Origin of the sequence: Citrobacter sp. wls718, from assembly GCF_005280945.1 — a bacterium.
Taxonomy (GTDB): domain Bacteria; phylum Pseudomonadota; class Gammaproteobacteria; order Enterobacterales; family Enterobacteriaceae; genus Citrobacter; species Citrobacter gillenii.
In genome coordinates this window covers 27,118-37,614 of sequence record NZ_SZWV01000038.1, presented here as the reverse complement: position 1 = coordinate 37,614, position 10,497 = coordinate 27,118, and the positions used below count along the sequence as shown (strand labels likewise).

Genomic DNA, 10,497 nt, shown 5'->3' with positions numbered 1-10,497 from the left:
ACCGGGATCCGCTGATTTGGTTCAGATGGGACAACACCAAAATCGCCTGATCAGTAATCACAACTTCAGGGTCTGGTTGCCCTGCAACCGGACAAGAGTCTTTACCTGTAATCTCTGTAGTACTCTCTGTTGTATTCTCTGTAGGATCATCAGTGCATTTTGACCTGATGACAGCGGTTCGTTTTGACCTGATGGAGTGTGTCACTTTGACCTCTTCCATCGTGTCATTTTGACCTGATGGAACAGCGCATTTTGACCTCTTCGATTCGGTCACTTTGACTTCATCTAAAAGCTCGCTTTCATAGTTGATCGTGTAGAAGTTGGTCATGTCGCGTTGAGACTTGTTCAACTGCTCAATTTTGAGCACGCCGAGTGTCTTCAGGCGGGTGAAGGTACGCTTCAAGGTCGACTCAGACCAGAACGGGAACTGCTCCAGCCACTGTTCTGTCGTGTTGTAAATCCAGCGAACACCATCACTTTCCATGCCTGATTTGGTTTCTTGCAGCCAGTAATTAATCTGCTGCAAAGCAATCGCCTCATTCAGGCCAATGCTGTATGCAAGGTCAGGATTTATTACTATTGGCCGCGATGTCATTAACAGGCTCATTCTGACCCTCTATTTCCCTGAATTTACGCTGGAACTGCTCGAGTGGACTGAAGCACTCATGCTCATATCCGTCGCGCAGGTATATAACCCGTTGAGTTTCTGGTTCCCACCGGATAACCCTGACAGGGACGCCGTAACTGTCTTTAAACCATCTGTTGATCGCTCGCATTCGACCTTCTCCGCCTGGCCGTTGAAATCACCTACAACCCAATCAGCAAACTGGTAGCAGACAGGCTCAAAGCATCCGGATACCATTACCCCATACACGAACTGAACCGGACCTTTTCCACCCGGCATAGGTCGAGCAATAAGTTGCGACCTGCGGTACTGTGTTGTTACACTGTTCATGCGTTAGTTTCTCCACTGAATACGACACGCCACGACGCCAGGAGCTGCACACTCGCTGGCGTCACTTCTTTTGACGGCGGCTGAATAAGGCCACAATCGCGCGGATCTCTTCTTCACGCGCTGCCAGATGGCGGCGGTGATGTTCCTGAATTTCTTCGGCTTCATGTTTTTCAATCACTCCATCCTCAAGCGCCTTCTGGATAATCTGATCAACCTGCCCTCTTGCAGCTGCTGTACGCATTGCTCGACTGAACAAGTCAACACGGTCAAGATCTTCCAGGTTTGGTACATCCACCAGCAGTGCGCCGCGACGCTTGGCAAAGTAGTCAGCAACAAATGACGTGTTGGAAATGTCCTCCATCGCTTCCAACTCGGTGACTTCAAAGAAACGACAACCGTTTTTCTCGTACAGGTTGTTGTTGAATTGAGTTTCTGACATGCCCAATGCACCAGCCATAGCCTGACGGCCTCCGGGGTACGCCTTGCACATCGCTTTCACCACTTCTTTCAGGGTTTGCTCTACCATCTTGCTTTTCCTTTGGTAGTTAACAATCAACTTAAAGTTGATTATTGTTGTTAGCAGAAGGTAAGCCGTCGTTTTTATTCGGATAAATATCAGGTCGTAATTGATGGGGAGTTACAGCCCATCCGCCCCACTGACAAAGTTGAATAACTCGTTCAGAAGGTACTCGGTTCTTTGCTATCCAATTCGCAACAGATTGAACTGATTGGAATTCAAACCGCCTTGACACATCTGAAATCGACCCGATAGCCCTTACAGCTTGGGCGGTTACATTCTTATGTTGAGATGACATGTGTTCTCCTATGACTAAGCCTGCATCAATACTACTTATAGTAGCATTTATTAGCAACTTAAAATAGAAATGACAACTATGCCTTGTGCGCTTAATCTTCTACTTATGGTGGAAAATGCTAAATACAAAGACTTTGCCGAAAGGCTAAACAAGTCTCTCCAAGAGCAATCTATTGGAGTTAAAGAATTGTCAGAGTTCAGTGGTGTCTCGTATGAGATGGCGCGGCGCTACACTCTTGGTACTGCAAAACCGAGAGATGAAAAGATGATTCGAATTGCAGAAAGACTTGCTGTCTCACCGGCTTATCTTGATTATGGTGTGCCTGTTAATGGTGGCGACGCGCCCGCGAAAGGCACCGTCAGAATAGAGCAATTGGATGTTCATGCTTCAGCTGGTTCCGGATATATAAACCAACCATTCCCTACAATAGTGAGCTCAATAGAGATTCCGGAAGAGAGGATCTTCGAGTTGTTTGGTCGTAGAAGCCTTGATGGCATCGTCATGATAAATGTTGATGGCGATAGCATGATGCCCACGCTTTGCCCAAAGGACCTGCTTTTCATAGACAGCAAGGTTGAGCAGTTTAGTGGCGATGGAGTTTATGTATTCAATTTTGAAGACAGTACGTTCGTAAAACGCCTGCAGAAGGTAAAAGGGCGACGACTAGCGGTCCTTTCAGACAATGAGCACTACCCGCCCTTCTTCATAGAAGAGCATGAAATGAATGAACTATACATTTTCGGCAAACTAATCAGATGCTTGCCTCTAAAAATGATAGAGTTTGGCTAATAACTCATTCATTAAGAAACCGGCGAAAGCCGGTTTTTTTTACGCCTAAAATTCATACCCCCATAAAACCAGACTACTCAAAATCATATTTTTCTACTTTTTGTTGTTGCAATTATCTACTTAAAGTAGCTATAGTCATTACATCGAAAGTGAACAGGTACTCAACCCACCATGTATTTACAAGTGGAGCTTGAATGACCGGATGATTCGCTAACACATAAATTCTCAAGGGGTTTCAGGATGAAAGAGAACGAACCACATATTTATGCCGGTAGCATGAACAACGAAGAGCTTTATCAGTGGCTGTGTAAGAAGGTTGAAGCAATGGCGCATCTTCGTCAGTTACATATGGATAAAGCCTCCTGTGTGCGGAGGCTTGAAGAAGTGGATTCAATGATCACTGAAGCTACCCTTGAATCTCAATTAGAAATTTCTCGGACAGCTCAGGGTCCCATTCAGCGTCCAAATAATCAGGGAAGTTAACTGGGTAATTTGAGTGAGTAATGCGCGAGAGATATTCACTTGCTGGCTCCGGAAGAGCAGAGAACTGGATTTCATCGTGCAGGGCAAGCAGCGCATCAGTAAGTGTTAAATCTCGAATTACTGACAGCGGCCATTTGTATTTGAGAAGCAACTTGTGGTGAAGAGCCTGTTTTCCGTTAAGTCCATTGAGTTGATTCCCGTACTTTTTACGGTGCTCATAGAGAATGATGTCGAGAGCACAGATTAGCACGGCGCGGTTTGTGACACAGGAAACTTCAGAGCTATCAACATAGCCACTGATTTGGATACCGCGAAGTTGAGCAATATTGCTTTTGATCTGCGTAAAGAGGTGAGCGATTCCATTAATCATTTTGATTCCTTCGGGGTTGTAGGGACTTTGAAGGATACCACCACGCCTGATGTGGTTAAAAGCAGGCCAAAGCAATAACAAGTAACTCCCTGTTCTGGCGGCCCGGTGTTTTCCCGTTTGTCCGGTAACCGCCAGCCTTTTTCAGGGCACAACGATGAGAACATTGACGAGCAAGGCATAAAGGCAGGTTCAATTCCTGCCACCAGCATAATAATGGTGGTGATGGGCAGGGAAAAGGTCCGTTCAATTCGGACACCGGCAGTGTTCTCTTCGTTGTGTTGTAGCTCAATAGGTAGAGCGCCTCCTGAAGGAGGAGTTGAGCACTAACCAAGGATCATAACCCAGGTTATCTCATGCGGCTGGCCAGACGATATCTGAGTGGCTTTAAAAACAGATGGGAGTCGGTGGAATCCCGGCAAATGGGTTTCATGTACCGAATGAACACATGATGACGCGGGGAAAGAACCGTGACAGGAGGGAAGTAGACCCCACGAACACAACATGAAAGCGCACTCCTTTACTTACCAGTTATGGGTGACAGGTGTGAAACAGGTGGAGTGCGCTTACAGTTGTGGTGAATGACGGGGCTGACCGTCAAACGGTTGAGAAAAGATAAGCAGGCGAAGCGTTCTAAGCGAGCATAGGGACTGATCGAACGCGGATGGAACGGGCGGTTACGATATTGAAACACCGAGCCACTGAGCTGGAGATCAGCGCCAGCCACCACACACCAAATCACGTAGCCAGCGTGGTACTAGGAAGTAAGAAAGCTGTGTGGAGTCTTGGCGGTACCAGTACCAACCTTTGAAGTCCCTGGTACCGCCCTTTTTACTCAACTGAAAGCGCGTTCTGTCCCTTGTCATTAAGTGCCAGTTCGTTAACGGAACGCGCTTTCAATTGAGTGGAGAACTAAGCACCGGCATTGCAGTACCGGTTATGGCGATCAGCCTCAAGCATCCACTGGGTGCTTGGTGATGGTAATAACGCCATCTCAACCTTACAGGAGACGTTGAGACTGTTCTGGTTGAATTGGAGAAATATTCTTAGCCCGCTTCGCGGCGGGCACTTTTTCTGGAGGTTGTATGTCTGCGAATGATCTGGCGGTTAAGTACGGTACTTACCAGCCCGAAAATTTACTGATTATTCTCCCATTGGACGAGGCATCAGACATCATTCGCGAGCGTCTTCGCGCCGAAGTAAGGAGTGAGCTGGAATCTGAATATGAAGATCGTATTTCAGACGCCGAAGAAGATGCTTCCGAATGGGAATCAAAATCTGATAGTTACGAATGTGATGCTACCTGCTTTGCCAGAGCAGTTGAACAGGCTTTACTGGCACCATCATTCGAAGAGGCAAAGATTATTCTCGAACGAGTTAGATCGGATAACAGGGAATATTTTTAACTAATTATTAATTCAACGAATTAGGCAGCATTCATTGTGCCGGGATTCGTTCAACCAAAATTCAGCGCCGTGCAGGGCGCATATAACACGGAGAAACTAGCCATGACGACCACGCAGAACGTCACTGAGTTACAACCACGTATGACAAGAGAGCAACTGATCGATGCAGCGCGTAAAGCGGCCCCTCTCCTTCCTGTTGCTTACCGCGGGATCATGACCGAACTGGCTAACCGTCTTGATATCGTCAGCGTGGCGCTGTGCGAGTCAATGGAACAGCGTAAAGCACTGGTCATAGAGAACACCGTTTTACGCGACGATGTTAACTGCTGGGCCAAAGAGTGCGACCGCATCGTTGAACGTCATACCAAATCGCCGACCAATATGCACATGCTGGAGGCGCAGAGAGAATTACGAGAGTTAACTCCAGTAACCGATCAGGTTATTCGCGATATCCAGGCCACTGGCGTGGAAAAGTACGCAAACGTCACTATTGCCATAGGGAAAGAAGAGCAAGAAGAAAGCATTGTTTACGCTGGTAATCAGGCTCTGTTATTCGCTAACCAACTTCGTGAAGGTACTGCGTAATGGCCGCTAACTCATTCAAACAAATGTCACGTGATGGGACCATCAAGCGCACCGATACCGGGATGTTTATCAGCCTTGAACATATCCACGTGCGTGAAGGTTTCAACAAGCGTGAAGACGACGAACGCACCCGCCAGGCTGATGATGACCTGTTTAACTATCTGATGAACGGCGGCACCGTTCCTCCACTGGAGGTTATCGCACGTGATGAAGGTGGTGTGTGGGTTGTTGAAGGCCACCGCCGCCGTCGCTGCTACGCTCGTTGTGCTGAAGCAGGTAAGCCAGTAGACCGCATTCATATCATGCCGTTCAACGGTAACGATGTGCAGCGTCTGGCTCGCATCATGACCAGTAATAACCAACTCCCCCTTTCCGATATTGAACAGGCCGCCGTTATTCAGGAGCTTCATAACGCTTTCAATCAGACCACCAGCGAGATCTCAAAGCTGGTCAATAAGTCTGTGGCGACTGTTGAGAAGTTGCTCACTCTGAGTACCGCTAATTATGACGTTCAGCAGGAAGTTAAATCAGGAGCTGTGTCTGTTGATGTTGCCGTTGACCGAGTTCGTGAGTTTGGCGAACAGGCTGGTGAAGTTCTCCAGCACGATAAAGCCGTAGCCGCCGCCCAGGGGAAAACAAAGGTTACGCGCAGTTCTATCGCTCCGGAACTCAACATTAAAAGTGCTCGCCGTTTCGTGGAGTTAATGGCCATGGCGACGATCAGCGATGAAGGCGTATTCACTTTGCAAGGCACGGCACTGGCTGAAGCTCTGGCGATCATCGACGAACACAAAGCCATTGCTGAAGCTCGCGAAACCTATCGCCTTTCTCAGCCAGTACCATCAACAGAAATTATCGGAAAAGTTCTCTACGTCAGGATGGGCGGAAAGGAAATCGGCAAGGCAATAATTTATCGAGGTAAGAACGTCACGCTCGAACTAGGTGACAGAAAAATCATCGCCAGCCAGTCAAAAGCAGTGGCCCACTTCGTTAAGCAATACAAACTGCAGCAGGAAAATAATCATGACAGCCAATAAACCTATGACCGGCGAACAGCTGGATGAACTGATGACTGTTGCGGTCAATTTCCAGCGCGACAGCGAGAAGGCTGGGGAAGGAGATTGCGCTACCTTCGCTTATGCGGTTCAGGTTGCTGTTTTAGAAATTCGCGAAGTACGCAGCGTGTACGAAGAGCTGCAATCCAAAAACGCAGACCTTGCAGTACAGCTCGCTAACGCCGAGAGCAAGTGCAGGGAACTGGCGGCGGAGAATGAAAAGCAGCTGACGCATAGCGAGGCACTGGCGGTCGATAATGCAGCATTGCGTGAAGTGGTTGAGCGCATGGTTAACCAATTTGCAATGAGCGGTATTTCTCCAGAGGAGAAGTCAATCAATCCAGCTAAATCACTAATGTTTGATGCTAAATCAGCATTATTTATGCCGGCCACCGACGCTTTCCTGGCTGAAGTGCGGGCGCAAGGTGTGGAGATGTACGCAGATAATCTCGACAGCGGAGCAGACGACGCAGAACGAGATGGTTTTGATGATGCCGTTAAGTTTCTACGCAGTGAAGCTTCCGGCGTTCGCTTGTTCGCCGCCCAACTTCGCAAAGGAGCCGCGCTATGAGTAAACCAACCGATGAAGAAATCATTGCGATACTGAAGCGTCGAGGTCCATGCATGACATACGTAGCTACTAACTGGCTTCGCGATGACTATCGCTCACTTCAAACTGCGTACGTATTGCGCCGCCTGAAAAAGCTTGAGGCAATTGGCGTGGTTAAGCGCGTTAAAACCATTTATGCGGTTCAAATCTGCTGGGAGGCAGCCCAATGACAGCACTCAACACAGGCGACGTGAGTCAGAAAACGTATTACATCCATCCTGCGGCATTCGGCGGCACGAAAGACCCTGGTCACGGGCATGTGCCAGTTGTAAAGGCTGATGACTTCGAGAAGCTGCGCGCCAAGTTAGAGGCCGCAGAGAAGCGCATAGCAGAACTGCAAATTGCTAGAGACAAATGTTTCCTGAGCGGACTGAAAACAGGCTGGGAATATGGCATTGCTGATTATACGGAAGGATATAACCGTGAAATCGCTGATGCACAGGCAGTAATCGACCGCGCCGCTGGCATTGGCGTGAAGGGGGAGTGAGATGGCTGACGTAACCAAAATGGAGTGCGTTCATTCCACTAATCCTGAGTGGTTTTCACCAGGTGATATTTATGATTCCGAGAAACGCGGACCTGATATTTGTATTTGTGGTGACGACCTCGTGTCCGACCTTAACCCGGAAGACTGGTACGAGATGAGCCAGCGAGTCGATGGGCTATGGTTTCTTACCGGCTTTCAGCAATCAGTATTGTTTAGAACCGTGAGGACTAACCCATGACAACTAACCACCCGGCGCACGGTCCTTTATCACTTGATCGCCTGCACCAGATACACGGAATTCTCAGCAAAGCATCAGCTCAAAGCGACGGCGGTAATCTCGGCTACGCAATGGCCGATGCTGTCAAGGTGATTGCTGGGGCTATTGCGGCGTTTGGCGCTGAGCCTGTGCTTTATGCCGCGGAGGAAACTCTTGCTTATGCCAGGATGGGTGAGCTTCACCTTAAGTGGCTGTCTCAGCCAATGGGAGATGCTGTGATTCCGCTTTACGTTCACCGCCAAGCGACTGACGAAATTGGCTCATGGAATAACCACATGAACACGCCTACTACTCAGGCTGGAAACTCTCCGGTAACTCCGGATGGTTACGTACTGGTGCCTATCGTTCCGACCGAGGACATGATTATTAACGGCTTCGAATCGGTTCCAGATCCACACTTCAGCGATGAAAAAGAGTGGGAGGAATACGAAGCATTGAGTGGATGCCGACAGGCGGCGCGCCGGGCTGAGTTGTGCTGGGCAGCAATGATTAAAGCAGCACCAAAACAGGAGAATATTTAACGTGAACAATTTAATGATCGACCTCGAATCCATGGGCAAAAAACCAAATGCCCCTATCGTCTCCATTGGTGCCGTGTTCTTCGATCCGCAAAGCGGTGAACTGGGTCAGGAGTTTTACACCGCCGTTAACCTTGAAAGTGCTATGGAGCAGGGAGCGGTGCCGGATGGTGACACTATTCTGTGGTGGTTAAGACAAAGCTCAGAAGCACGATCAGCAATCTGTGTTGATGATGCGATGCCGATATCGTCTGCCCTATCTGAACTGAGCCATTTCATTAACCGACATTCTGATAACCCGAAATATTTAAAAGTTTGGGGCAATGGAGCTACTTTCGACAACGTTATATTGCGCGGCGCATATGAGCGCGCCGGCCAGGTTTGCCCGTGGCAATTTTGGAACGATCACGACGTCAGAACCATCGTCACATTAGGCAGAGTTGTGGGTTTCGATCCTAAGCGAGATATGCCATTCGATGGGGTTGCACATAACGCACTGGCCGATGCCCGCCACCAGGCCAAATACGTTTCAGCAATTTGGCAACGTCTACTGCCCCACCAGCAATAATTTATAAATATGAAAGCCCGGGTGCAGCCGGGCTGCATGGAGAATCTGTCATGGCAAAACTAATGAAGGCGAGTCAGTGGGGTAAACGCGAATTTACCAAAGACTCGATCCCGGATAATCGAACCATTAAACGTTGGGTTGAAAACGGACTTCTCACAGGCAAAATCGTAGACGGATCTGTTTGGGTCTGCGAGTCTGAAAAATGGGGGGTCGACTCAATGGTTAATCATACGGTTCGCCAGCTTATCAGTGAGGGTTAACCATGGCAGCCAGGCCAAGAAAAAGAGAATACCGCCATCTACCCGAATATCTAATATTCGATAAAGATCGCGGCGTTTATAAATTTACGCTTATAACTGGGAAAAAAAAGAATATCGGTAAAGACAGGGCTGTAGCGATCGCTATAGCCCGTGAATACAACCTCAGAATGAGGCCTGCAAATGTACCATCAGTAGAAATACTTGTCCGTGAATCTGGCGGTGTAACGGGGGAGGCAAAACCATTTGCTGAACACGTAGATCATATTATGGAGCGGGCGATTGAGAATGAGCGCCCTTCACAGAATACACTCGACGATTGGAACAACGATGCTCTGAGGGTGAAAGAATTCTTCATCAGCATACCAGCTTGCGATATTGAGCTGGAGCATGTGAACGCCTATATAAACCACTACCATGCCGAAGCATCAGCAAACGTACAAAACAGGAAAGTCAGCTTTCTTAAAAAACTATTCTCGTATGCGGTCGATGAATCGCTAATGTTCGATAACCCAGCAACCCGTAAAAAAATGCGTAGGACAGAAGAGAAGAAACGCCAGCGCCTCTCACTTGATAACTTTAAAGCTATCAGGCGCGCAGCCGAACCATGGTTACGGACCGCGATGGATTTGGCATTACAAACAACACACGCACGCCTAGAAGTTTCACGGATCCGTTACGCCATCAGAGAACCAAAAGACGGCATCTGCGGGTGCGTTTGGTTAGCACAGCCGGAAAGCGGGATTTATGGCACGTTGTACATTCACCGGCAAAAGGTGCAGAAGAAAGAAGCGTCGCATGTGGCGATCCCTATAGGCGAGGAGTTGAAACGGATTATTGACGATAGCCGCGATAATGTGGCCAGCCCGTTCATCGTTCACAGGATTCCGGAACGGCAGGTTAAACGTAGTAAAGAGGTTTCGCACCCCACGCAGATCGCACCGGATTACCTGAGCCGGTCCTTTTCCTCGGTGCGCGACAAACTGGGTTTATGCGACCAAATGGCGATGGACGAAAGACCAACCTTTCACGAAATTCGAGCGCTGGCCGCACACCTTTTCGATCAGCAAGGCATCGATCCACAAGGACGAATGGCGCACAGCGATGCTAAGTCGACCAAGATCTACACGCAAAACCATATCGATTGGGTCGTCGTTCCCCATGGTGAAATCAAGGCCGGTTAGATACATATCTCATGGGGAGAAACCACTACTTAAGTCATTGATGTATATAGAGCAGATTTTGCTAAAAAAGCACTGTTTGTTTATACAGTCAAACAGTACCCACCACCAGCAATAGCAAGGCTCTCAGCCTTTTAAAAGCGG

At 48.4% G+C, this 10,497-nt stretch carries 17 protein-coding genes; 12 read left to right on the top strand and 5 right to left on the bottom strand.

Annotated features, from left to right (window positions below; translation table 11 throughout):
* From FDW95_RS07535 to FDW95_RS07520, 4 genes are all read right to left on the bottom strand, one after another.
* Positions 1–607, bottom strand: a 607-nt coding sequence (locus tag FDW95_RS07535) for a transcriptional regulator (RefSeq protein ID WP_249358961.1), incomplete at its 3' end; no start/stop codon positions are given.
* On the bottom strand, positions 564–776 hold the full coding sequence (locus FDW95_RS07530; RefSeq protein WP_115257964.1) for a DUF4222 domain-containing protein: 213 nt from the start codon (positions 774–776) through the stop codon (positions 564–566). The genes FDW95_RS07530 and FDW95_RS07535, both read right to left, overlap by 44 nt.
* A 240-nt stretch (positions 777–1,016) precedes the next feature.
* Complete coding sequence (locus FDW95_RS07525; protein WP_048216080.1) at positions 1,017–1,481, bottom strand: YmfL family putative regulatory protein; 465 nt, start codon at positions 1,479–1,481, stop codon at positions 1,017–1,019.
* Between the two features lie 31 nt (positions 1,482–1,512).
* On the bottom strand, positions 1,513–1,770 hold the full coding sequence (locus tag FDW95_RS07520; RefSeq protein ID WP_071692364.1) for a YdaS family helix-turn-helix protein: 258 nt from the start codon (positions 1,768–1,770) through the stop codon (positions 1,513–1,515).
* 69 nt (positions 1,771–1,839) lie between these two features.
* Here FDW95_RS07520 and FDW95_RS07515 point away from each other — a divergent pair, with 69 nt between their 5' ends.
* A complete protein-coding gene (locus tag FDW95_RS07515) occupies positions 1,840–2,559 on the top strand; it encodes an XRE family transcriptional regulator (protein ID WP_115257963.1) in 720 nt (239 codons plus the stop codon).
* Positions 2,560–2,965: 406 nt separating this feature from the next.
* Here the strand turns inward: FDW95_RS07515 and FDW95_RS07510 are convergent, their stop codons facing one another.
* Entirely contained in the window at positions 2,966–3,412 is a 447-nt protein-coding gene (locus tag FDW95_RS07510; RefSeq protein ID WP_053069233.1) for a hypothetical protein, read from the bottom strand.
* Between the two features lie 1,082 nt (positions 3,413–4,494).
* Between FDW95_RS07510 and FDW95_RS07505 the strand changes: the two genes are divergently transcribed.
* The 11 genes from FDW95_RS07505 (at position 4,495) to FDW95_RS07455 (ending at position 10,356) form a co-directional block, all read left to right on the top strand.
* The gene (locus FDW95_RS07505) at positions 4,495–4,815 is read left to right on the top strand and encodes a hypothetical protein (RefSeq protein ID WP_099530449.1); all 321 of its coding nucleotides are present in this window, start codon (positions 4,495–4,497) and stop codon (positions 4,813–4,815) included.
* Between the two features lie 102 nt (positions 4,816–4,917).
* Positions 4,918–5,400, top strand: a complete 483-nt coding sequence (locus tag FDW95_RS07500) for a hypothetical protein (protein WP_249358959.1) — start codon at positions 4,918–4,920, stop codon at positions 5,398–5,400.
* Complete coding sequence (locus FDW95_RS07495) at positions 5,400–6,437, top strand: chromosome partitioning protein ParB (protein WP_115257962.1); 1,038 nt, start codon at positions 5,400–5,402, stop codon at positions 6,435–6,437. The genes FDW95_RS07500 and FDW95_RS07495 overlap by 1 nt, the downstream gene beginning before the upstream one ends.
* Entirely contained in the window at positions 6,424–7,026 is a 603-nt protein-coding gene (locus FDW95_RS23280) for a hypothetical protein (protein WP_212734294.1), read from the top strand. Before FDW95_RS07495 ends, FDW95_RS23280 begins: the two co-directional genes overlap by 14 nt.
* On the top strand, positions 7,023–7,235 hold the full coding sequence (locus tag FDW95_RS07485; protein ID WP_115257961.1) for a hypothetical protein: 213 nt from the start codon (positions 7,023–7,025) through the stop codon (positions 7,233–7,235). Before FDW95_RS23280 ends, FDW95_RS07485 begins: the two co-directional genes overlap by 4 nt.
* The gene (locus FDW95_RS07480) at positions 7,232–7,552 is read left to right on the top strand and encodes a hypothetical protein (protein ID WP_115257960.1); all 321 of its coding nucleotides are present in this window, start codon (positions 7,232–7,234) and stop codon (positions 7,550–7,552) included. The genes FDW95_RS07485 and FDW95_RS07480 overlap by 4 nt, the downstream gene beginning before the upstream one ends.
* Before the next feature lies 1 nt (position 7,553).
* The gene (locus FDW95_RS07475; RefSeq protein ID WP_115257959.1) at positions 7,554–7,790 is read left to right on the top strand and encodes a hypothetical protein; all 237 of its coding nucleotides are present in this window, start codon (positions 7,554–7,556) and stop codon (positions 7,788–7,790) included.
* Entirely contained in the window at positions 7,787–8,350 is a 564-nt protein-coding gene (locus FDW95_RS23585) for a hypothetical protein (RefSeq protein WP_115257958.1), read from the top strand. Before FDW95_RS07475 ends, FDW95_RS23585 begins: the two co-directional genes overlap by 4 nt.
* Before the next feature lies 1 nt (position 8,351).
* Positions 8,352–8,915 (top strand): 3'-5' exonuclease, encoded by a 564-nt coding sequence (locus FDW95_RS07465; RefSeq protein ID WP_113456710.1) that lies wholly within the window; start codon positions 8,352–8,354, stop codon positions 8,913–8,915.
* Between the two features lie 50 nt (positions 8,916–8,965).
* Complete coding sequence (locus tag FDW95_RS07460; RefSeq protein WP_001096408.1) at positions 8,966–9,175, top strand: hypothetical protein; 210 nt, start codon at positions 8,966–8,968, stop codon at positions 9,173–9,175.
* Between the two features lie 2 nt (positions 9,176–9,177).
* Positions 9,178–10,356 (top strand): phage integrase Arm DNA-binding domain-containing protein, encoded by a 1,179-nt coding sequence (locus FDW95_RS07455; protein ID WP_053390040.1) that lies wholly within the window; start codon positions 9,178–9,180, stop codon positions 10,354–10,356.
* Positions 10,357–10,497: the final 141 nt, after the last annotated feature.